The organism is Nitrospira sp. KM1, assembly GCF_011405515.1.
Classification (GTDB): domain Bacteria; phylum Nitrospirota; class Nitrospiria; order Nitrospirales; family Nitrospiraceae; genus Nitrospira_C.
On the sequence record NZ_AP022671.1, the window covers coordinates 2,834,398 to 2,856,855 of the forward strand.

Below are 22,458 nucleotides of genomic sequence, written 5' to 3' on the forward strand. Positions count from 1 at the left end.
CTAGATTGCCGGGAGAGGCACTATCCATCGCATGCCGCTGTGCGGCGGGGGTCTGTGAGATCGTTCGTTTGGTGGTTTAGCATCGGCACGCTCCTTACGTTGTCGGTCTTGATGGTGCAAGGTGGAGTGAGAGATCTACTGGACGGAGCTCATCCGGCCGCAGGAACGAGTCCCTATGTGTCATTTGGGACGACCATCTTCGGCGGCGGACTTCTAGCCGGATGCCTCGCACTCGTCATGAACCGGATTCGATGACAGGAGAACGTTTCGGCGGCTTCTAGGCATGCATTGTCTCAAGTGCAAAGGATTCATGATGGTCGAGCGTCATTACACCCTGATGAACCGCCGTCTGTATGCGCGCTGCTTGAACTGCGGTTTCTGGATCGATTTGGCGGACCTACTCCGATTTTTTCACAAGGTCATCGACAGCGGATTCCGAGGACAGAAAGTCCGCGAATCGTTCACCCTCTGATCCTGTTGGAATGCGTGAATGACATTCTCTAAGATCTCGAAGACTCGATCCCCGATCATCGGAAAATGGTGCCTGGTGACAATGGTTCTTGGCGCCCTGATCGCTGCCACCCCGGGAGAAGGATATGCCAAGCGGACTTCGGGAGGGTCGCACCGGGTCCAGATGGTCAAGAGCAACAACGGCTCTTTACCCTGGAGACGCGCCCCGGCTCACAGCATTTTCATGAAGGATCTCGCGAGCGGGCGCGTGTTGTATCAGCATGAATCCGAAAAACGCCTGTCTCCCGCCAGTCTGACGAAGATCATGTCCGCTCTCGTCATCCTCGAGAAAGGACAATTGGAAGATCTGGTCACTGTGAGCCCCACCGCTTCGCGTGCCCATAAAACGCATCTGCGGCTTAAGCCGGGACAAGTATTCAGACTCGATGACCTCTTGAAGGGCATGCTGATCATGTCGGCCAACGACGCCTGTCTCGCGGCGGTCGAGCATGTGGGCGGCGATGAAGCTCAATTCGTCACGCTGATGAATGCGAAAGCCGAAGAATTGGGATTGCGCGATACACATTTCAGCAATGCCTGCGGCTTCGATCATCCCGATCACTATTCTACGGCAGAGGATCTCGCGCGGCTGAGCGTGATTGCCCTCGGTCAACCCACGTTCCGTCAACTCGTGCGGGAAGAACGAGCGATCATTGTGCCTGTGAACGGTAGCCGTGCATATGTGTTGCACAATACCAACCGGCTATTGGGTCGGATTCCTGGCGTCGAAGGAGTCAAGACAGGGTTTACGTCCAAAGCCGGACGTTGTCTCATTGCCAAAGTATCTCAGAACGGCAGCGAACTGCTGCTCGTTATTCTGAACTCAAACCGTCGCTGGAACACCGCCGTCAGCCTCATCAACTACGGGTTACGGACGTCCGATACCATCCGATAATTCGTCCGCGTCCGGCCCCCACTCGGTTCCTTCAAACGAGCCATCGGGACATTCTGGCCCTATATTTCAGAACTTACACCCGAGTACGGGGATCAGGAAGACTAGCGAGAGAGTGCGTGTGAGGAGCTATCGGAGTGGAGAAAACTCGATGTTTACGTCCTTCCCAAGATAGTTGATGACAAAACCTTGTTTATCGTACGCAAGGACCGCCCCCATGACATTTTCATCCCCGTATTCTTCTTGGCCGAGAAGCTTCCGCACGTCTTCGGGACTCTCGCTGTTTAGCACGTTCCTAAAAATTCCCCGCGTCTTGTAAGCGAACCGATTATTCACAAAGATCAGATCGACCTTGCCGTCCTGCACACGGACACCGGCCATCGGGCCGGTTGGTTTGCGCTGATCGAGCAGAAAGACGAAGAGCGCTTCTTGTTCGACCTTTATCCCTGGGATTTTTTCATTCACCAGCACATCGAGGACCTTCGCCTCACTGTCGCCTAGTTTAACACCGAACAAGGAGACATCTGGGCTCTTGATACCCTTGGGATCCATCACATCGTTCTTGCTGAGCTCATAGGGCTCAGCCAGTCCTGTCGATATAAAGATGCCAGCCAGGGTGAGCGACACGCAGATCGACAAGGCCGCTCGCAACATCACCTTCATTCATTCCTCCTCCAACATAATCCCTGATTCCGCGCCGGTATGAAAGCAGGCGTGCCGAATGGTGGGACACTGAGGGTGTATTGTAGCGAAGGGTTGGCGAAGTTGCAAGGAAGCACACGGCGGAACACCAGTCGTTGACTGGTTCGCATCAACGCCCGGATGGGTCGCCGACCCTGTCTCGAGCGGCCCGCGAGGACCTCACTGCGAGCAAACTATTCATCGTGGACCGGCACAGTAAACCGAATTCCCTTGCCGCAAGATGTTGATGACGGCGGACTCGGTGGACCAAACCGACGGCATGTGAAGGAATGGGGTCGTAAAGATCGATCACCCGAAGCGCTTTGTGCGAGGACCGATGGCGGACATACAACTCGGGAAGAATGGTAAAGCCTGCTCCCTCGGCTACCGCTTCAAGTATGCCCTCCGGTGACGTCATCTCCAGCACCACCTGTGTCGTGATGCGCGCTTTTCCACATTCGCCCTCGATCATCCTTCGCAAACAATAATCGGCGGGCATTAAGACCAGTGGAAGACCTGCCATCTCCCGCATGCGCATACGCGACGGCTTCACTTTGTGCTGAGGCGGGCCGACAAGCACCAACCGTTCGTCAAACAGTGGAATAGTCGCAAGCTGAGCCTGGGACACCGGCAACAGGCAGATCCCGAGATCAAGGCGGTTCGCGATAAGCCCTTCGACAATGTCAGCCGAGGGCTGAGAATGGACTTGCAGGTGGATCGCGGGAAATCGTTGCTTAAAATGAGAGACCAGCGGGGGAATCAGATAGGAATTGACCGTCGCAAGCGTGCCGACGACCAGACGGCCACGCCGGGCTCCATGCAGGTCGCTGACGAGCTGCACGCCATGCTCGATTTCCCTGAGCGCCCGTTCGGCGTGCTCCTTGAATAGTGCGCCCGCCTGCGTTAAGAGCACCGAGCGGCCGAGCCGGTCGAACACCTTCATGCCCAGCTCATCTTCGAGCGCGCGTATCTGGACCGATAACGACGGCTGAGAGAGGTGCAGTGAGTCCGCCGCCCGAGTGAAATTTCCCGCCCGCGCAACCTCCAAAAAGTATCGAAGATGGCGTAGTTCCATATTCAGAGCATATATAATTTATAGCTATATATTGTATAGAAACAATATATTGGATCTATTGATCCTAGCATCGGTAGCATGAGGCGTCAAATAGAGCGCGTTCGGAACGTCCACCGGCGCGGGAGTGCTATTTCATTGAGGCGGCAAGGCATCAAGGCCGCAAGAAGGAGGATGCAAATGAGCAAACTGTGTGGGTTGGGGGTCGTGGCAATCGTGCTGGCGGGGGCAGTGACTGCGTATGCGGAAGCTCAGCCGGCAGGGAAATCACTGTATGAACGGTTGGGAGGAAAACCGGCCATCACCTCGGTGGTCAATCAATTCGTCAGCAATGTTGCGGCGGACGCGAGGATCAGCGGTAGATTCGCGACGACCGACATTCCTCAATTAAAGGCTCATCTCGTGGATCAAATTTGCTCGGCCGCAGGTGGACCCTGTTCATACAAAGGTCGTGATATGAAGACGACGCATGCCGGCATGCGCATTGCGAACGCTGACTTTGCGGCATTAGTCGAAGATCTCACCGGCGCCCTCACCCAGCATAAGGTGCCGCAGCGTGAACAACAGGAACTGCTCGGGCTGCTCGGGCCCATGAAAAAGGATATCGTCGAAGTTCCGTAGGGCTTCGCAGGGCACGGGAGCTTTCCTCTACGGCTCCCGTGCATCAGCCTGGCGCGGCAATCAGCAGCAGGGTTCCCAGTTCCCGTAGGCGCCGGAAGTATGGACGACTTTCTTCATCAAGGTCCGGCTCGAGAGATTCCAGATCGAGCAGGCAATCGCCAATGATCCCTCGCCGCTGCTCGTCGAGCCCGTCGGAACTGTCGAGATAATACACGACGCATCCTCCAATGACCGTGTCCAAGGTCATCAGGGGACCTTCATGCTCGCTTGGCAGCTGTGGCCAGGTTTCTTCCTTATGTGCTTCCCACAAATCTGTAATCGTTTCTCGGTTCATCGCTCCACCATTCACGATTACAATCTTCCAATCCACCCTATCGCATGCAGGAGAAGCAGTGCAAGCGCGCATTGACCCAGGCCCCAAAAGCGATAATCCAGATCCTCGCGGTCCAGACACCAATCCAACAATGTATGCCGCCATCGAGCGGGAGCGAACCAAAAGACACCTCCTCCCGCGATCATCAGCAGACCCACGGCAATCCACAGTCCGTGATAAGCGAGGTCCGATGCCGATATGAGGAGCATCGTGCCTCCAAGGACGGAGAGGAGTTCCCAACGGATGGGCGAAGAGCCGGCCGGCATGTCGCGAAGGCGGCTCACGATCAGACGTGGCGCGATGAGAAGGGCGGCTCCATCTGCGAGCCAGAGAAACGCCAGAGAGGCCAATGCATAGAGTTTCATGCGCAATGTGCTACGGGAGGCAGCGAGGGGAGCATTTGGAGGCGGCCAGTGAATATCAGGGGTACAGGCCGCGATGGGAATGCGCCTGGGCGACCTTATCGATTCCGCTCATGAGTGCCGCCATACGCATGGAGGTTCGTTTGAGAGCCGCAAATTCCATGGTGCGAGCGAATGCAGAGGTCATCAAGTCGCGTAGCCTGTTCTGAATATCCGAAGCTTTCCAAAAGAAACGTTGAGCATCCTGCACCCACTCGAAATAGGACACAATCACGCCTCCTGAATTGGCCAGGATATCCGGAATGACGAAGATCCCCATGTCCTGAATGATTCGATCCGCCTCCAACGTGGTCGGACCATTGGCGCCTTCGGAAAGGATGCGGCACTTCAGTCGGGTCGCATTCCGTTCGGTGATCTGTTCTGAGAGGGCTGCCGGAATGAGCACCGTACAGTCGAGTTGAAGCAGCTCATCGTTTGAAAGGGCCTCCCCTAGATTCATGGCGGCCAGAGAGCGTCCAGCATCTTTGTAACCCGCTAGCAGTGTGGGTATGTCGATGCCCTTGGGATTGTAGATGCCGCCATTCACATCGCTGACCGCCACGATGCGCGCCCCACACTCGTGCATGATTCTGGCGGTATGAGAACCCACGTTCCCGAATCCCTGAATGGCTACCGTTGTATTTCGGATGTCGAGATTCAAATGTCGTAGCGCTTCGAGCGTGACGTACACGACCCCGCGCCCCGTTGCCTCCTCACGTCCGAGGCTGCCTCCGATCGAAAGCGGTTTGCCCGTTACCACTCCGGGCACGGAGAATCCGACTTGCTGGCTGTACGTATCCATGATCCAGGCCATAACCTGCGCATCCGTTCCGACATCCGGTGCCGGAACGTCTTTGTCTGGGCCGATCAAAGGGAAAATCTCCGCGGCATAGCGCCGTGTCAGCCGCTGCAATTCCCCGCGTGATAACCGTTTGGGCGCAACCGCAACACCACCCTTTGCTCCTCCGTACGGCAGATCGGCTAAGGCACATTTCCAGGTCATCCACATGGCGAGCGCCGCGACCTCACCGAGATTGACATCGGGGTGGAACCGGATTCCTCCTTTGGAAGGACCGCGAGAGGAGTCATGCTGAACGCGATATCCCGTGAACACCTCCACATGGCCGTCATCCATTCGAACGGGAACGCTGACGGCGAGCGATCGTTGAGGAAATTTCAACCGTTCGCGCAGGTCGGGATCCAGCGCCATCAGCGAAGCCGCCTCATCGAATTGAGACATTGCCAATCGAAACGTTGGAGTATCAAGTTCTCGCGACGGGAGTTGAGCCATTAGAGATCCTCGGTAAAGACCGGCGCCGGGCATGGTCCGGGTCCGGTGGCTATGTCGTTTGTTTCAACCTGCACAGTCCAGCTCAGACCGAAGAGTTGGCCGAATATCCCGGAAACCTGGTGCGCGACGTTCGAGAATGAGACCGGCATTGCACTGAGCGATGCGATGGAAGCCGTGCCGCATCCGGAGAGTCCGCAGGGAATAATACAGGAGAACCAACCGAGGTCAAGATCGAGATTCAGCGAAAATCCGTGCAACGTCACACCCCGCTCCACACGTATGCCAATTGAAGCGATCTTTGCATCCCCTTCGGATCCACGAACAAAGACGCCCGGCTGGCGATGTATGCGATACGCTGGGATATCCCACAGGGATAAGGTCCGTATCACCGTCTCCTCAAGCAGCCAGACATACTTCCTCGGTCCCGGGGCATAATCCGACAACAGAAAAATGGGATATCCGACCAATTGTCCCGGACCATGGAATGTGATCGAGCCTCCCCGGCTCACGTATTCGACGGTCGCACCCTTGCGCAACAATTCGATTTCCCCGCCAGGCAGGTGCGCCGGCGAAGTCCGTCGTCCTATGGTATAGACGGGCTCGTGTTGCAGAAGTAGCAGTGCGTCGCGGCGCCGGCCCTCAACGCGATCCTGATGCAGGCGTTGCTGGAGTGTCCAGCCGCGATGGAAGCTTATCGGAAGCAGAAACTGATACAGATCGGCCTGTTGCCTAAGATGAGCGGCCCCACCATTGTGTCGCGTCACGGCGAGGTTCTCGGCTGGCTTGGCTTCGGGAGGTGTATCGTCAATTGTCCATTCTTCCGTTGAAGCGTGAGTTGGACGGCGCTCTGGTCTCCGTTCCGGAGCAGCGCATGCCAAAAATCTCCCATATTGTAAATTTGGTGTTGGTCAACCGCGGTGATCACATCGCCTTCCTGCAGTCCGCCCATACCGGCAGCCTGCGTCGTATCGACCTTAAGGGCCAACACTCCACGGTCACCTTCAAGCCCAAGGCTGGCCATGAGGCTTGGGGAGACGGTAAGAGGAGTAAAGCCCAAGTCAGGCCGATAAATCGAGCCTCTCACAATCATCGACTCGATGTGCGGATAGACGGCGTCCATTGAAATCGCGTAGCTGATAGCTTGAGCAGAGGGGGCGATGGCTACGTTGATACCGACCACACGACCGGACAAATCGACCAAAGGGCCGCCGCTGTTACCGGGATTGATGGCCGCGTCCGTTTGGATCAGATCGTAGAGGGTCTCTCCATCAGGTGTCAGCACGGACCGGTCGAGGGCGCTCACGACGCCAACCGTGACGGTCGATCCTCCCTTCAAGGCGAGAGGATTACCGATTGCCACTACGGACTCACCGATTTCCAATGCAGGCGAGGGGCTGAGCGTTGCGGGAACCAGATCTTGCGCGTTGATCCTGACCAGCGCGAGATCCAGAAGAAAGTCCCGCGCGACGACTCGCCCGGGGGTAAGCCGTCCCGTGGAAAGACCGACGACGATGCTTTTCACACCGGCGACCAAATGATTGTTGGTCAGAATATATCCGGTCTGATCGATGATGACCCCCGATCCTGACCCTGATTGGTTTTGAGACGGAGCGGCGGGCATCCCGCGGGTGAGAATGGTGACGACGGAAGGGCGAACTTTGTTGACGACGGCCGGCACCGAAAGGGACTTGTCGGCTGCGGCTGAAACGATCGGCCCTGGATCTGCAAAGGCAGAAACGGATCCTCCGAAGGAGATCAAGAACGCAAGACAAAGGATTGATCGATTAGGACGAGAAATGAGCGAGAAATTCATGAATCTGGTCCCTCACAGACCGCCCATTCTCCCATAAGTCTTGGCAGGCGGGAAAGCGGCGCCACAAACAAAAAGGGGCGAGGAATGATCCTCGCCCCTGTGATGACCGCGCTGAACCGGAAGATCATTGAATTGCAGCAAACATTTCCTTGATGGCCGGAGTTTTCAATTTCTTGAGCGCCTTGGCCTCGATCTGTCTAATGCGTTCCCTGGTGACCGATAGATTCTGGCCTACCTGCTCCAGCGTGGATGGTTGGTCATGCCCGATGCCGAACCGAAGTCTGATGACCGTCTGCTCACGCGGCGTTAACGTACTCAAAATGCGATCCAGTTGATTCGCCATTTCCGTGCGATGAACATGAGCGTCAGGTGGAACCGCCTGCAAGTCCGGGAGGAGCTCCCCAAACTCGGTCGAGCCGTCACCGACCGGATGTTCCAGAGCCACCGGTTCCTGAAACGCCTGCACGGTTTCATGCAGCCGTTCCGGCCTCATTCTCAACACACTGGCGATCTCTTCCAGCCGCGCCGGACGCCCAAGCTGCTGTCCCAGCCGCCGGGTTACCCGAAGAATGCGATGTGACGCTTCGGTCTGGTGAACGGGTATCCTGATCGTCCTCGCCTGATCCGCGAGCGCCCGAGTGATTCCTTGCCTGATCCACCAGGTTGCATAAGTGCTGAACTTGAACCCTTTGCGGTATTGATAGCGTTCAGCGGCCTTCATCAATCCGATGTTGCCTTCCTGAACCAAATCCAACAGGGTCAGCCCCCGCCTCGTATAATGTTTCGCGACATCTACGACGAGCCGAAGGTTGCATCGCACCAATTCATCCTTTGCCGATTCGAGGATCTTTCTGGCATCGCGAATCGCCGCGAGATGTTCCTTCAATTGCTTGGAGAGGCGACCAGCCGATTTGCCTGTGCCGACCCCGGAAATTAGCACGCCAGACACGCTTGTCTCGACTTTATCGAGCACGCTGGCCGAGAGACCGCTGAGACGACGGATTTCCTGTAACGTGCGCTGGCTCTCCGCAACGACCTCGCTTCGTTTAATCTTCGATAATACTTTGAGCAACTGATGCACGGCGCTCCGAACAAGCCGCGATCCCTGATCGATTCGCTTTGCCAGTTCAGTTTCTTCTTCACGCGTCAACAGGGGTCGTTCGCCGAATGAGCGGAAGTACAAGGATTCCAGGAGAAATGGACCGGAAGCCGCCGCCTGCTTCTTCACTCTGACGGTCTCTTCCAGTTGGACTTCTTCAGATGAATCTTTACCGATCATGTCCAGAAGGTCGCTATCTTCAGGACGGTCTGCATCCATATCCTTCATCATCGATGGTTTCGTTTCCGATTCGTCGACGGGGAACAAGTCGTCCTTCATAGTATCCTCCTCCTCCCACGCCCATTGAAGTCATCCCATTTCGTAGCGTTTGGGTTACTCTGTAAGAGCCGGATTCACCAAAAACGATTCACCGCTCGACGTGGTCATTCAGATCTTTCTCTATGGTGTACTACGCAGCAATTCCTATGCTGGATTGATCATGAGAAAGGGAGAACGCGATCATACTGAAAAGCCGAATTTATTAGAGTTGCTTAATGAAGAGCTCGAAGCGATAGGTGAGGCAATCATGCTGCATCTGTGTAGGTAAAGGATAGACAGTCCTCGTTTGCGCCACGAAGCCATGCCGTCCCCGGACTCCAATTCGATGAACGCGGGAGTGTCAACGTTGTTGAAAACTGGGGAGGCGCACTTCTAAAATGCCCCACCATGTCGAAACTTGCCGACGGCGAACGCGTTCATCTGATCGACAAAAGAGGGCGGCAGTACGCCGTCAACCTCAAGGCCGGTGAGACGTATCAGTTCAGCGGGCATAAAATTCTTCATGACGACCTGATCGGTCGGCCTGATGGATCGGTGGTCACGCTCTCGGGCGGACTCATGATGATGGCGCTGCGCCCCACCTTCGGCGAGTACGTTCTCAAGATGCCGCGAGGGGCTCAGGTCTTGTATCCGAAGGACCTTGCACTCATTCCGATGTGGGCGGACGTCTATCCGGGTGCTCGGGTTTTCGAAGCCGGCACGGGTTCCGGTGCGTTGACCATGGCGCTGCTTCGTGCAACAGGTCCCCGCGGTCTGGTGGTCACCTACGAACTCCGCGAGGATTTCTCCAGGACTGCGGCGATCAACATCGAGCGCTACATGGGGAGACCATCGAATCTGATTACGCTTCGGCGGGACGCCTATGAGGGCATCGGTCTTCTCGAGGATGGGATCCCGTTCGACCGGCTCGTGCTGGATGTGCCGGAACCCTGGCAGGTAGTCCCTCACGCCGCAAGCGTGCTGCGATCGGGAGGCGTGTATCTGAGCTTTGTCCCGACGGTGCCGCAAATTCAAAAGACCGTGGAAGCGCTGGAGCAGACCAACGCATTTGCAATGATCGAAACATTTGAAACGCTCTTGCGCACCTGGTCGATTCATGGACGCAGCGTTCGTCCCGATCACCGTATGGTTGCCCATTCCGGTTTTCTTACCGTCGCCAGGAAAGTCGAACCTGGTTTTTGGGGACCTGTCCGGCATGGGGAAGAGGCAAGGGATGATTCGGAATCAGACGATAACCAGGAGGACATGACGTGAAACAGCGAATGGCCGGCAAGGTCGCGATTGTGACAGGAGGAAACGCCGGCATCGGCGAAGCCGTGGCCAAGCTGTTCGCGCAGGAAGGTGCATCGGTGGTGATCACCGGCCGCCGGCAGGGTGAACTGGACCGCGTCGTCGAAGCCATTGCACATGCCAAGGGAAAGGCTATCTCGGTCGCCGGGTCCGTTACCGACGAAGCGCATGCCCGCGAGACGACGCGACGGACGCTGGAGACGTACGGGAGAATCGACGCGCTGGTGAACAATGCCGGCATCGGAGATTTTGGGAAGCGGCTTCATGAAGTGGATGATGCCACCTGGTCTCACGTGCTCGACGTCAACGTGACCGGAGTCTTTCGGATGACCAGAGCCGTGCTGCCGCAGATGCTGAAACAGCGAAGCGGCTCGATCGTCAATGTATCCTCTATTGCCAGCCTGGTCGGAATTCCATTGCTGCCGGCTTATGCCGCCTCGAAAGGCGCCCTGGACGCGTTGACCCGCGCGATGGCGATCGACTATGCAACAGACGGCATCCGATGCAACGTCATCACGCCGGGTCTGACCGAAACGCCGATGGCTGCTCCTTTGATGGCAAATCCGAGCCAGCTGAATCCGATTCTCGACAACTATCCGATCAGGCGTACGGGCAAACCCGAAGAGATCGCGCACATGGTCCTCTATCTGTCATGTGATGAGTCGACCTGGGTCACCGGCAGTACGTTGAGAATCGATGGGGGCATGACCGCACGCTGAAAGCCGACAGTCTGGTATTCGATGCGGGTCGCAGCATAACTGTACTGCTGCTCGAATAGACGATAACGATGGATGCCAACGTCAATACTCAGTTCTGCGGAATCATCGGTAATCCAGTGGAGCATTCGCTTTCACCCGCGATCCACAACGCGGCGTTTCAAAAACTCGGTCTGAACATGGTGTATCTGGCCTGGCGGGTTGAGTCGATCAAAGAGGCTCTTCAGGGTCTTCGGGCATTGGGCAATTTTCGCGGGGCCAGTGTGACGATCCCACACAAGGTCGCCGCCATGCCGTTCCTGGATCACGTCGATCCGACCGCGCGTCATATCGGCGCGATCAACACGATCGTTTCGGACGGTGGGATGCTGACCGGCTACAATACCGATGCAACTGGGGCGTTACATGCGTTGAACCGGCAGGGGATATCGACCAAAAACGAAACGGTGACACTGTTGGGTTCGGGAGGCGCTGCGCGGGCCATCGCGTTTGCGTTGACGATGGGGGCACAGGTCGGCCGCCTGTATCTTCTGGGAATCGAGGAAAAAGAACGGGTGACATTGGCGGACGATGTCAGATCCAAAACGTCCACGAACGTGATCGATGCGTATCTCGACGAGGCGGTGCTCATACGCATCCTGCCCGAGACACGGGTCCTGATTCATTGCACGCCGGTCGGCATGACGCCCAAAGTTGGAAAGACGTGCGTGCCGCCGCAGTTGCTGCACCCAAACCTCACCGTTATGGACATCGTCTATAATCCCCGCGAGACGCAATTGTTAAGAGATGCGCGTCATGCTGGATGCCGGACTGTCGAAGGTTTGGATATGTTCCTCTATCAGGCAGTTGCCCAGTTTGAATTGTGGACGGGCCGCTCCGCTCCGGCCGATGTCATGCGCGCGGTATTGGAGTCGAGATTCACATGAACATCGTGCTCATCGGCTACCGGGGCACCGGCAAGAGTACAGTCGGCCGATTGCTCGCCACACAACTCGGCCGCACGCTCATCTCAACCGACCAGGAAATCGTCAAGCGGACCGGACAATCCATCCCCGACCTGGTAGCGGCGCACGGATGGGAGCACTTCCGAGATGTGGAATCGGAAGTCTGCCAGGAAGTCGGTGTGCGGGAGCATCTTGTGATCGATACAGGCGGCGGCGCGATCCTCAGACCTCAGAACGTCGACGTGCTGAAATCCAAAGGACGGCTGTTCTGGATGACCGCCTCGGTCGACACGATCAGCGCCCGCATCGGCGGCGATACCCAGCGGCCGTCTCTGACGGGAACCCGGTCGTTCGTCGATGAAATTGCCGATGTGCTTCGGGAGCGGACACCTCGCTACCAGGCTGCCGCCGACGTGACTATTTCGACCGATGGCATATCGCCCAGCGACCTCACCGTTACCATTCTCAATCATCTGGGAATGGCGTAGGTCATTAGCCATCGCACGACCTTGACAATTTCTCCTGCAAAGTGCTTGAAATGAACCCTGTGCGCCCGTAGCTCAGTTGGATAGAGCGTCGGGCTTCGAACCCGCAGGTCGCAGGTTCAATTCCTGCCGGGCGCACCAATCTTTCAAGTACTTCCATCCCGCTTCAAAGTTGATAGAAACCCTCAAAGTGTCCGTGTCGAATTCATCACACCTCCTCGGAGCGTAAGAGCAAATAGCTGTGGGCCGAATGCCGTGTGGCTATGTGGTTATAGATGGGGCGGGATCTGCTCGCGAGCTAATAGCGAGCATTGAGGGACCTACTTCCCCCTTCGGCAGTGTGAGCGACACACCCTTCCGTTCCAATTCCTTGAGGTGAGTTTCTAAGACTTCCAGCTTGTACTCCCGCATGGATTTGCGGTGAAGGGATGCTGCGACCTTCAGCTTGTCCGCGGTCACCATTTCAAAGAAAGGCTTAGGACATGCCGATCTCAAGACGGCAACCGTGTATATCCAGACGATGGACAGTGCCACGGCTTCCATGCATGGGCAACATGAAGCCAGACTCTTGAATGTGGCTGAGCCTAGACGGGCTGCGGTGAGGGCACCGTTTCAAGTACCTCTGCAGGCTCTCAGCCATCAGGTCTCCTCGCCACCCGTCAATCCACTCGTTGACGTGTCGCGCGTGCGACCACCTGAACCGGTTGACGTTGTGGCCACACCATCCTCCCCGCACGAGGACCACTGGCAAGAGTGGCCAGGCTGAGCAGAGAGGATCTATGGAGACGAAGGATCAGTGCGCACTCGCTGACTCCACGGTGAAGGAAGCCATGCAGATGCTCGGCATGGCGAAGAGCGTCATGTATCGGGCTCACCAATCGGGTCAGCTGGAACCGGGTTGGGCCTCGCTACAGGATGCGCGTGCGCCGCACATCGGTCATGCGGAAGCTGGCAGAGAGACAGGCTCAAGAGCTGCCTAGTGGCGCGGTCTCGGCATATGGATCTGGAAGGATCGTTCAGAGGGGATAGCTGTCTGCGACAGGAGGCTTGGCTTTCATGAAGAGCTGCCTGACAGCAGGGAAGGGGTTAAGGGCACCAAGCCTGCCAAAGGGCCTGAACACCAGGGCCCATGCGCGCCGGATATCCTCGGTGTTATTCGGGAGAGCTGCGTGCAGCGTCAACGGCGTGTGGATGGTCGCTGATCCAACAGACAGCGGACAAGGGACGGCTTGGGAGATATCCACCTTGTCAGTTGTGATTGCGTACCGATCATGAGCATCTATCTGATAATGAGGAAACAACCCCTTCTGATGGCTGCCAGGGATAAAGTGGAGACAGCCGTTGTATGCAGTGACAGGCTGCAGGGGAATCCAAAAATGTAAGGTGTTCATAGGAAAAAACCGGTTGCGAAAGGCTTGATCCTGATGCCAGCGCGTACCATGCAGCTCATGGGGCCGTTTATAAAGAGCCTGATCAAATGAGGCATAATTGGTCATTCCCCCAAGTTGCTGAGCAATGCGATGACAGGACTGAAAAGCAGTAGTCTCACGAATGGCGGGAGCAATCCTTAGCACATGATCGATGACGCCAAATGGATGACCCAAGGACTTAAACAATGGATCGATAATTCTCTGAAGGTGGACAATGTCGCCAGGAGTCGTGAGATTGGAAACGCTGAGAAAACCGTCACGCTGGAAAGCTTCGATCTCTGCTGCAGTGAGGTGTCGTTGCCCAACATGCGATGGGATGGAGTCAGTTTCTTTCCCTTGCGGGGCTAGTTTCGCAAGGCCTCTTTCAATGGTAGTGACGAGCACATCCCCTGTGGTACAGGGTTTCCACAAGCAAGCATAGGCACCATTCTTTTTCGCGAGTTCCCAGATGTCGCGGTTGGCGACGCGGGTAAGTACAATAACTGGCAATTTGGGAGCACTCGCAGCGGATACCGCATTGGCCAGAATCTGGAAGCCCGACATATCGGGCAGATCGAGCTCGAGCACCAGACAATCGATGCGCTCGCGCCGCAGAATCTCACATCCGATGTTCCCGGAGTAGGCTTCGAGAATCTGGTCGTCAGGAAAGATTCGCTTTAGACGATGAACGAAGTATTTGTGGTCGTCGGTGTCCCCGTCGATAAACAATATGTTTATCCCCATGGTGCACCTCCACCGGAACATCAGTATCGACCATATGAGGGCCTGCTGCAACCAATTTGCGTATGACGCTAAAGTAGGGGGAAAAAGACTTTCTTCAGAATTATGGCCCGTTCTTCTGAGCCCAGGCATTCAGGAATGGCGATTTTAGCTATTTATTCCACCGGCACACTCTTGCACGGTATGGCAGTCTTCGAGGATGGGTTGTATCTCTCGTTCGTTGGCGGCAATCATCAACAGATGAATTCCATAAACCGTCGCAGTGATGAGAAGGACCAGAAGGGCCCCGCACATTCCTATTCTGACGAGGGACAGCCGCAGGACCATGACATCGGGTTGGTCCGATGCCGTCCTGAACGCGGCCCGGCGGTTCACCCATGACCAGAGTGCCATGGTGGATGCCCCCCTCTACTAATTAAGGACGCACGACATGACTCGGTTCCCCACTAGGGGGCATCTCCCGCAACCGTGAGGAGAAGGGATCAACCGCCTAACCGATTGGATTATTGAGAATGTATTCACGATCCTCTCCGCTCCTCCGCAGCCGCGAAAACTCGGTACCATGAGCCTGTGAGGCGGCCCGTCAAACAGAATACTTAAGTTTGTGGGTTGGAGGACCGACGAAGAAGTAGAAACTTCCTAGAACTACCTGGAGGTCTAATACGGTTGTATCCTTTGTCGTGAGCCTTTCTCAGGGAGGAGCTGAACATGTGGAACCGTACGAGTAGTGTTAATGATCTAAAGGGAAAGGCTGAAGCGATCGACAAGGTCCAGGCAATCATCGAGTTCAACCTTGATGGCACCATACTGACCGCCAATGCCAACTTCTTACAAACCTTGGGCTATACCCTTAACGAGGTGAAAGGGCGACATCATCGCATGTTCTGCGATCCCACTTATGTCAGCAGTCACGAATACGTCGCGTTCTGGGAGAAGCTGAATCGAGGGGAGTTCGACACAGGCGTGTATCGTCGCCTTGGCAAGGGTGGTAAGGAAGTGTGGATCCAAGCGTCATATAACCCGATCAAAGGCGCGCGTGGGAAGGTCTATAAGGTCGTCAAATTTGCGACGGACATTACGGCTCAGAAAAGGGCGCAAGTTGAGTTGGAGTCCTGCATGGCCGAAGCGCAACACTCACTCGCGGCCTTGGCACAAGGCGATCTCACGCTACCCATGCAAGGGACCTATCAAGGTGATCTGCAGAAACTCCAAGTGAGCGTCAATACGGCGCTGACCAATCTCAGCCACACAATGGTGGCAGTGAAAGTCGCCGTTGATGTCGTGGCTGCGGGATCCGAACAGATCACCAAAGGCAACGAACATCTCTCGCAGCGGACCACGGAGCAAGCATCGGCGCTGGAACAAACGTCGGCTTCTATTGAGGAGATGACCTCGACAGTCAGACGCAATGCCGATAATTCCAAACAGGCCAGTCAACTGGCAGTCGCCTCTCAGAATGTTGCCAACCAAGGTGGCGCGATCACAAAGAAAGCCGTCGCAGCCATGGGCGAAATCAATGAAAGCAGTAAGAAAATCGCTGATATTATTACGGTCATCGATGAAATCGCCTTCCAAACCAACTTGTTGGCGCTCAATGCAGCTGTAGAGGCGGCTCGAGCGGGAGAACATGGAAGGGGATTCGCGGTAGTGGCTTCTGAGGTCAGGAATCTCGCGCAACGGTCCGCGACGGCCGCGAAGGAAATCAAAGGTCTCATCAATGAATCGATCCAGCGAGTGGCAGACGGTACCCAGCTGGTCAATCAATCAGGGACGACTCTGGATGAGGTCATGAGCTCGGTCAAGCGTGTCACGGATATCATTGAAGAGATCACCGCGGCCTCACAGCAACAGGCGACGGGCATCGATCAGGTCAACAAAGCCATCGCGCAGATCGATGAGACCACGCAACAGAATGCTGCGCTGGTTGAAGAGACGACCGCGGCGAGCCAATCCATGAAAGACCAGGCTCAGGAGTTGACCCGTCAAGTCGAACAATTCAAAGTCCATCAGGTGAAATCGAATCACGCCACCCGCTTGGCGGGTAACTGGGACCAGCCTGAGGTACTGAGGAAGGCAGTCGCCTAACCACTTCATCATTCCCCCCACGTCCATCTCCCATGCGCCAGCTCTTGCTGGAAGTCGTTCAAGACAGCCGAAGATCCTATGTGCAATGCGGGTAGACGATTGATCTGATTGTCCTGAGCGCCGATTGTCTCGAAACCCCAGTCTTGCAAATAGATTTGGACAGGGGTGCCGTGGCCCAGGTTTTTGCGAAACGGCCCCATTACAAGGTGACGGTGTCACGTCCCTTCTTCTCACCGCGAAATCTTATGCTCACGTACCGAGGATCCGGACTGAAAAAGGTTCTGCATTATGAAGGGCTCGGCGAGGCTTGTACCTGCACGGGTTCAGAGATCCGGCCTAACCGCTGCACCGTGTGCTGTGCCTTCCATCCCACAGAAGGGTATCAGTCTTTGGACGTGCTCGAAAATACGCTTCTGAAACCATGGTGCGCAAATAATGGTGAACGAACGGAAGTAGGAGGGAACCGACCTGGCAGTACCATCTTAGCTTATCCAGAATGCATCCACGTTTCTTTATGGAGACGAGGAAGCGTCAAGGCTTCATCAAAACCGCCCCTGCCCCAAATGCGAGAGCTTTAAAAGGTCGATCGACAGGTCTTCATTTCGTTCAGATCGCATCCAATTGGTGGGACCGTCGTTACCAAGCATAAGACGGACTCTGCAAACTGGATCTGTCAAGATTGCGGTCAAAAGTCGAGCGAAGACGATCGGTAGCACACAACATAAAAACCGGCCGGCCGCAACGAATCATAGGTCCAGGTGGGGCTGCCAAACCAACCGAGCGGTGATGAGTCGGACGAAGAGAGCACTTTTGCGCCGTCTCGTGTCACCTGCGGTTCCGACTGGCAAGGGACCGATGTTACACCGGCTGCCTCGGGGTATGCGGAATGGGCGGCGGCCACCCTGAGGTGCCGCTATTCATGGCGGTAAGGGACAGGGTTGAAATCATGAGAGAGGCTACATGGCATTAATGGTCAATTGTGTAGGGGCGGATGAGCTTGTCTGCTGCACGGGGGAGCTGGAATCTCGCACGGTAAAGGTATGAGTGGTCGTCCCGTTGCTTCCGGAGAGTGGAATGCCGCTGATCACACCCGAAGAAGGATTGAGAGTGAGACCGTTAGGAAGTGCAGGATTAACGGACCATGTATAGGGGCCAGTTCCACCGGTCGCCGCCAGTTGGATATTGGGATACGCCCGATTGACAGTACCGGCGGGCAGTGCAAACGGATTAATAACAGGCGCAGAGACGGCGCCTTCTATGAGCAGTTGCAGATTTTTTGTGACGCTTTGGGGAGTGGGAAGCGTCTGATCGGTTACCGTTACGACTAGGGTCTGATCGCTTGCCGTGCTCGGCGTCCCGCTGATGAGGCCTGATGATGTATTGAGGGACAATCCGCTGGGCAACGGGGGTGAACTGTTGGACAGCCCCCATGTGTACCCCCCCGTCCCGCCGATCGCGACGAGCTGGGCACTATAGTTTTGGCCAGCAGTGCCCCGCGGCAAAGAATCCGTGCTGATTTGTAGGGACACCGCACTGATTGATAGCTGGAGCCCTCTTTCAATAGTCAGCGATGTCGCATCGGTCAACGTAAAGGTGTGTGTCTCGCTGCTGACGACCGTAGGCGTCCCGACAATGGCACCCGTTGAAGGAGATAGAGTGAGCCCGTTCGGCAGTGGAGCAGAGCCCGGTTTCAAACCCCATGTGTACGGTGTCGTTCCTCCGTTTCCTCCTAGCGCCGTCGCATATGGTTGGTTGATGGTTCCAGGCGGGAGTGAAGAGGTCACAATCGTTAAGCTTGAAGGTGCCGTCCGGGTGGAAATGGCCAGGGATTTGGTAATGGCTTGCGAGCCGCCTTCCGTGGAATCCTGGACTCGAATGACGAGATCGACCGGTCCTCCGATCCCCGTGGGTGTTCCGCTGATAATTCCGTTAGAGTTCAAGGTAAGGCCAGCGGGAGCCTGAGGGGAATCTGACGCAAGACTCCATGTGTAACCGGGTGTACCCCCGGAAACCGCGAGGGCAACGTTGTATGGAACATTCACAGTCCCGTCCGGAAGCGGTGAGACGGTCAAGATGGTCAGGGGACCGGGCTGAGCCGGCTGGGCCGGGGGCGTGCCAGTGGAGACGTCATTACACCCGGAGATCCCAAGACAAGTTGCATATAGAAGGGGGCTTATGGCGATCATCTTGGTGATTGACCGAAGACTTCCCATGAAATTCTTTTCCATTCTTAGATTCCGGCGCTCTGTTCCCTCCAAGAGTCTCAAACCTGGAGCTGGAACATGAGGAGTACACGCCGTGCACGATCCGCCTTGATCGAGAGAATGCTTCCGCTGTGTGACTGCCAGTGGACTGCTCAATGCCATAATCCGCTCATTGTGCGTGTCATCCAAATGCGTGGTCTTCGAGATCGACGTCATTCCCATCCATGTGTAGAGCACGAATTGGAGTGTCCCTAAACACAGTCGGAGCTTAGGGGCACACACTTGCCTTAAGCAAGTGGATGTATCCGGATATGAAATTGTGTGCTTCTACGTCTTGCGCTAGATCGGAGATGAAACGATAATCGCTGCCAAGACAAACGGGCGTATTGCGTAGTCGCTTCCAATGCCTCGGCGAGCGGTGAAAGCACGCTGCGAGGGGCAGCGCGTACACCTGTGCGGAATAGGCATACGGCAGGCGAGGTCTGAGTTTGCCAGCATCGCTTTTTCGCCTTGAGAGGTGTACAAAGGCCTCTCTAGACTACTCGCGACCGGAGGAGCCGATGTACGATTTTGACGCTCTGCTCTCATCATTCGAAGAGCCAGACTCGTCCAGTCGGGAAGACCTGTGCGACGTGTTCCTGGATCTGTGCCAGCAGAATGCACGTGTGAACGTCACGGAACGGGAAGAGCCTCCACTTTCAGTAGAACTTCGCAGGAGGCTGATTCAAGACATTGTCAAGTTGCTCGAGACCAATCAAGTCACGACCAATCAATCCCTTCAGCTCCTCGATGAGGTGCGCACCGTGATTCAGCCAAAGACTGCGCAGGCCGCCAGAGAGTTGGGGCAGCTCATGCGGGCCGCGCTAGACCTGAGAACGTCTGAATCGGCTCCATCCCCTCCGTATGGGACACATCGATCCCGGTTCGATGGGACTGACCAAGGAGAGCTACGCCCCTCCAGTTCTTGACAGTTTTGAAGAAAGAGGCGCGTTGTTGATCCGGTGGTATGGCTGCCTTACAGCATCACCGCTTCGCTGGTCCTAAGCCTCTAACTCAAAGAGCAATTGATCATCCTTCGAGAGTTTTGATATTGGATCTGGTGAATAGTTGTAATTCGGATCCACCCATCGAATAAGCATACATGGAGTATCTGGGTTTTCTGCTGTCACGAGAACAGTGGCAATAGCGCCCTCTTTCCACGGCCAATAGTCTTGGAGAAGTCGGATTCGCGATCCGACTTTGAGAGCGTCAGGCAGCATATCTGGATGGTACGGAACCGTGACGGCTTGGGCAATGACCAATCATCGCGGTCCCGGCATTCGCAGCGGCTGCTGACATTGACGTCGGGTCTGCTTCAGCTTGGAACATCAATTGTCGGGACATCCATTTGGCGCACGCCCCTCGCAATCGGCTTGCCGGTCCCACTCGATGTCGCCTATACTCTTTTGAACAACGAACCTCCCTTTGTGAGGCCATACGCATGAAATCTATCGGCGTAGTTCTTGTTTCCTTCAGCCTCGCCGCTTGTATTGCGGCGCCTCAGACGGAATTTATGGGATCAAACGGCAAAATGATCTATCCCCTCACCTGTCAGACATTGGATGGGTGCGAAGGAGAAGCACGCAAAGTCTGTCCAGGCGGATACGATACCGTACCCGTCGCTTCTGGGGCGGAAAACACTTCGACCATGGGCGGCATTAGTCCTACGCCTGTGCAAAGACTCTCGGTGACGTGTAAATAACCCGAACGTGCGAGGGAGTTGCAGACCAAGTATCTGGGATATGTGCAAGGCGAGGGGCAGAGGTTACATTATGCCGATTCGGCTGCCCACACATGGCAGGGGTGTTTAGCAGAAGTTAGAAGTGTCTTTCTCCGTATTGTGTTCTCAGGTTCTATCCTCCTCCTCAACGAGTTCTCTAGAGTGCAATTCGCCATAGCGCCATCATCTGCCGGCTACACCCGTCTCTTTAGTAACTGGTCCGATTGCCTCCTTAATTGCTCTTGATTCTGCAGCGGTTTGGTCGAACCCTACCCCAACGTTTCCCGTTTCGGTGATGCTGATGCTTATCGAGAGAGGATGTGGCTGAGAGGGGTAGGGTATGAGATCAGAGCTTGGACAGTGGTATTTCTCTCGGGGCGTATCCCTTTCAGGTTGGCAGGTGTATGCCTTCCCAAACCACAGTTGATCCGGTTTGTTGCTGACCTTGATCAGATCTCCGAGTTCGACGCCGTGTACGGTGAACACTCCTCCGCCTGTTTCGGTGAGGCCGAGCATTCCCGAAGTGTGTTGTTCAAGACTCTTGATTGCCACGGCTACGGACACATCGATTGACGGCTTGCTCACCGTCGCTTCATTGTCAGGCGGCTTGGGGGGAGTTTCCACGGTTACCGCCACAGACTTCGCGAGTCTGATATAGGCAGGCTGAATCTGGAATGCGTTCTCGGTCAGATGATTAAATCGAATGAGGGCCACGAACTCCGAAGCCCTGTACTTTGGCCCTCTGACCACCAGGGCGCAGCGGTAATCCTGTAATCTGCTGTCTGCAAGAATAGCCCGAGCGGAATAGGAAGCTTGCCCGGACCTTCTTAGCTGCTCTTGCGCGGGAAGCTCCGCCTCAGGGTATTCGAACGATTCTTGCCCTCCGGCATTCACCATGGGTGTGGATACAGGCTGAAGTCCATCTCGATCCGTTAAACAGGACGAGGTCAGGACCGTTTCAAAGTTACGGTCCTTCATCAATTGGGTCATCACCAGATCATTGGCTCGTGCATGGGTGATGTCGGTCTCGGGAATCATCACGAGAGAAACGACGCCTTTCTTTGCGCCGCTCAGTTCCGATTTATCAAAATGAGAACAGGCTACCGGCATGAGGAGAAACGCAAGCATCAACAGCGCTGGATTCATCCTCACAGGCCGTGAGGACGACCCGGTTGGCTGCTGTCTGTGGTTACTGATGTCGATGCGGCAGCGGAACCTTTCGGGGGAAGAGAGAAAGCCGGACATGGCAGCACCGCCTTTCTCACAAGCAGTCGGCGGTCGGCCCCCTTTTACGATGGCCGTCGGCAGGTTGTGTATATATATTGTGCGTCTCGGACAGTTATTGTTCAAGAGGGCGGCGCATCGAGATTTTGACCATGATCAGGCGGTCATTGCACTACCATCTTCTTCGTCGGCTTCCCGAATGCCCGCATTGAAATCTCAGCTCTTGTCCAAATCCTCAATACCATCGGTCGTGACGAGGATGCGCTTCGATCGACGTGTGGAGTGAGCGACGTTCCATTGCTCGAGCTGCTGGATCAGGCCGGATGAGGTAGTTTGCACCAAGAAGTCCGTCGTGCACTTGACGACATAGTTCTCCGCTGTGGCTTTATTCTCGATTGTGAAGACCTGTGTTCCTGTCCGCGCTTCGAACTGCGCAGTGATTTCGAAAAACGGGAACTGCACGCCCAAATAGGCGCGGACGGTATCGATGCCGGTGGGAACGCCTACATTATCGTTCATGGAAACCTCATAAGAAAATTATTCACCTGCGTCTTGATCCTGGGTGTGAA

Annotated in this window: 24 protein-coding genes and 1 tRNA gene; 12 read left to right on the forward strand and 13 right to left on the reverse strand. The window is 55.6% G+C overall.

All coding sequences use genetic code 11. From position 1 onward, the window contains the following. Positions 1–54: 54 nt before the first annotated feature. From W02_RS13270 to W02_RS13280, 3 genes are read left to right on the forward strand one after another with little or no spacing between them, the layout of a single operon-like run. The gene (locus tag W02_RS13270; protein WP_173048467.1) at positions 55–255 is read left to right on the forward strand and encodes a hypothetical protein; all 201 of its coding nucleotides are present in this window, start codon (positions 55–57) and stop codon (positions 253–255) included. Between the two features lie 55 nt (positions 256–310). Next, on the forward strand, positions 311–472 hold the full coding sequence (locus W02_RS13275; RefSeq protein WP_173048469.1) for a hypothetical protein: 162 nt from the start codon (positions 311–313) through the stop codon (positions 470–472). Positions 473–490: 18 nt separating this feature from the next. Next, positions 491–1,405, forward strand: a complete 915-nt coding sequence (locus W02_RS13280; protein WP_173048471.1) for a D-alanyl-D-alanine carboxypeptidase family protein — start codon at positions 491–493, stop codon at positions 1,403–1,405. A 126-nt stretch (positions 1,406–1,531) separates the two neighbouring features. Here the strand turns inward: W02_RS13280 and W02_RS13285 are convergent, their stop codons facing one another. Further along, complete coding sequence (locus W02_RS13285) at positions 1,532–2,065, reverse strand: hypothetical protein (RefSeq protein ID WP_173048473.1); 534 nt, start codon at positions 2,063–2,065, stop codon at positions 1,532–1,534. A 148-nt stretch (positions 2,066–2,213) separates the two neighbouring features. Continuing rightward, complete coding sequence (locus tag W02_RS13290) at positions 2,214–3,158, reverse strand: LysR substrate-binding domain-containing protein (protein ID WP_173048475.1); 945 nt, start codon at positions 3,156–3,158, stop codon at positions 2,214–2,216. A 177-nt stretch (positions 3,159–3,335) separates the two neighbouring features. Here W02_RS13290 and W02_RS13295 point away from each other — a divergent pair, with 177 nt between their 5' ends. Continuing rightward, a complete protein-coding gene (locus tag W02_RS13295; RefSeq protein ID WP_232068540.1) occupies positions 3,336–3,776 on the forward strand; it encodes a group 1 truncated hemoglobin in 441 nt (146 codons plus the stop codon). 43 nt (positions 3,777–3,819) lie between these two features. Here the strand turns inward: W02_RS13295 and W02_RS13300 are convergent, their stop codons facing one another. The 6 genes from W02_RS13300 to W02_RS13325 all read right to left on the reverse strand — a co-directional run bounded on the left by W02_RS13300 (position 3,820) and on the right by W02_RS13325 (position 9,032). Beyond that, positions 3,820–4,110: a hypothetical protein gene (locus W02_RS13300; protein ID WP_173048479.1), complete on the reverse strand. Its 291-nt coding sequence runs from the start codon at positions 4,108–4,110 to the stop codon at positions 3,820–3,822. A gap of 17 nt (positions 4,111–4,127) precedes the next feature. After that, entirely contained in the window at positions 4,128–4,514 is a 387-nt protein-coding gene (locus W02_RS13305; protein WP_173048481.1) for a DUF2065 family protein, read from the reverse strand. A gap of 55 nt (positions 4,515–4,569) precedes the next feature. Beyond that, a complete protein-coding gene (locus W02_RS13310) occupies positions 4,570–5,841 on the reverse strand; it encodes a Glu/Leu/Phe/Val dehydrogenase (protein WP_173048483.1) in 1,272 nt (423 codons plus the stop codon). Beyond that, positions 5,841–6,605, reverse strand: coding sequence for a lipoyl(octanoyl) transferase LipB (gene lipB / locus W02_RS13315; RefSeq protein WP_173048485.1), 765 nt, complete (start codon positions 6,603–6,605; stop codon positions 5,841–5,843). Before lipB ends, W02_RS13310 begins: the two co-directional genes overlap by 1 nt. Continuing rightward, on the reverse strand, positions 6,602–7,654 hold the full coding sequence (locus W02_RS13320; protein WP_173048487.1) for a S1C family serine protease: 1,053 nt from the start codon (positions 7,652–7,654) through the stop codon (positions 6,602–6,604). Before W02_RS13320 ends, lipB begins: the two co-directional genes overlap by 4 nt. A 124-nt stretch (positions 7,655–7,778) precedes the next feature. Beyond that, complete coding sequence (locus W02_RS13325; protein WP_173048489.1) at positions 7,779–9,032, reverse strand: RNA polymerase sigma factor RpoD/SigA; 1,254 nt, start codon at positions 9,030–9,032, stop codon at positions 7,779–7,781. Between the two features lie 387 nt (positions 9,033–9,419). On the opposite strand from W02_RS13325, the gene W02_RS13330 reads away from it, so the two are divergent. The 6 genes from W02_RS13330 to W02_RS13355 all read left to right on the forward strand — a co-directional run bounded on the left by W02_RS13330 (position 9,420) and on the right by W02_RS13355 (position 13,447). After that, positions 9,420–10,286, forward strand: coding sequence for a tRNA (adenine-N1)-methyltransferase (locus W02_RS13330; protein WP_173048491.1), 867 nt, complete (start codon positions 9,420–9,422; stop codon positions 10,284–10,286). Beyond that, positions 10,283–11,041, forward strand: coding sequence for an SDR family NAD(P)-dependent oxidoreductase (locus W02_RS13335; RefSeq protein WP_173048493.1), 759 nt, complete (start codon positions 10,283–10,285; stop codon positions 11,039–11,041). The genes W02_RS13330 and W02_RS13335 overlap by 4 nt, the downstream gene beginning before the upstream one ends. A 68-nt stretch (positions 11,042–11,109) precedes the next feature. Beyond that, entirely contained in the window at positions 11,110–11,964 is an 855-nt protein-coding gene (locus tag W02_RS13340) for a shikimate dehydrogenase (protein ID WP_173048495.1), read from the forward strand. Then, complete coding sequence (locus W02_RS13345) at positions 11,961–12,470, forward strand: shikimate kinase (protein ID WP_173048497.1); 510 nt, start codon at positions 11,961–11,963, stop codon at positions 12,468–12,470. The genes W02_RS13340 and W02_RS13345 overlap by 4 nt, the downstream gene beginning before the upstream one ends. Positions 12,471–12,531: 61 nt before the next feature. After that, positions 12,532–12,608, forward strand: a tRNA-Arg gene (locus tag W02_RS13350). Positions 12,609–13,246: 638 nt separating this feature from the next. Beyond that, positions 13,247–13,447, forward strand: a complete 201-nt coding sequence (locus W02_RS13355) for a hypothetical protein (protein WP_173048499.1) — start codon at positions 13,247–13,249, stop codon at positions 13,445–13,447. Between the two features lie 36 nt (positions 13,448–13,483). Here W02_RS13355 and W02_RS13360 read toward each other — a convergent pair whose 3' ends face one another. Beyond that, on the reverse strand, positions 13,484–14,749 hold the full coding sequence (locus W02_RS13360) for a phytanoyl-CoA dioxygenase family protein (RefSeq protein ID WP_173048501.1): 1,266 nt from the start codon (positions 14,747–14,749) through the stop codon (positions 13,484–13,486). Positions 14,750–14,764: 15 nt separating this feature from the next. Beyond that, positions 14,765–15,010 carry a hypothetical protein gene (locus W02_RS13365; protein WP_173048502.1) on the reverse strand — a complete coding sequence of 82 codons (246 nt, stop codon included), beginning with the start codon at positions 15,008–15,010 and terminating at the stop codon, positions 14,765–14,767. A gap of 315 nt (positions 15,011–15,325) precedes the next feature. On the opposite strand from W02_RS13365, the gene W02_RS21890 reads away from it, so the two are divergent. After that, positions 15,326–16,702 carry a PAS domain-containing methyl-accepting chemotaxis protein gene (locus W02_RS21890; protein ID WP_173048504.1) on the forward strand — a complete coding sequence of 459 codons (1,377 nt, stop codon included), beginning with the start codon at positions 15,326–15,328 and terminating at the stop codon, positions 16,700–16,702. A 956-nt stretch (positions 16,703–17,658) separates the two neighbouring features. Here W02_RS21890 and W02_RS13375 read toward each other — a convergent pair. After that, on the reverse strand, positions 17,659–19,122 hold the full coding sequence (locus W02_RS13375; RefSeq protein ID WP_173048506.1) for an Ig domain-containing protein: 1,464 nt from the start codon (positions 19,120–19,122) through the stop codon (positions 17,659–17,661). A 344-nt stretch (positions 19,123–19,466) separates the two neighbouring features. Here W02_RS13375 and W02_RS13380 point away from each other — a divergent pair, with 344 nt between their 5' ends. Next, positions 19,467–19,874: a hypothetical protein gene (locus tag W02_RS13380; RefSeq protein ID WP_173048508.1), complete on the forward strand. Its 408-nt coding sequence runs from the start codon at positions 19,467–19,469 to the stop codon at positions 19,872–19,874. Positions 19,875–20,848: 974 nt separating this feature from the next. On the opposite strand, the gene W02_RS13385 is transcribed toward W02_RS13380, so the two are convergent. Then, positions 20,849–21,811, reverse strand: a complete 963-nt coding sequence (locus tag W02_RS13385; RefSeq protein WP_173048510.1) for a hypothetical protein — start codon at positions 21,809–21,811, stop codon at positions 20,849–20,851. Positions 21,812–22,105: 294 nt separating this feature from the next. Continuing rightward, the gene (locus W02_RS13390) at positions 22,106–22,408 is read right to left on the reverse strand and encodes a hypothetical protein (RefSeq protein WP_173048512.1); all 303 of its coding nucleotides are present in this window, start codon (positions 22,406–22,408) and stop codon (positions 22,106–22,108) included. Between the last annotated feature and the right edge of the window lie 50 nt (positions 22,409–22,458).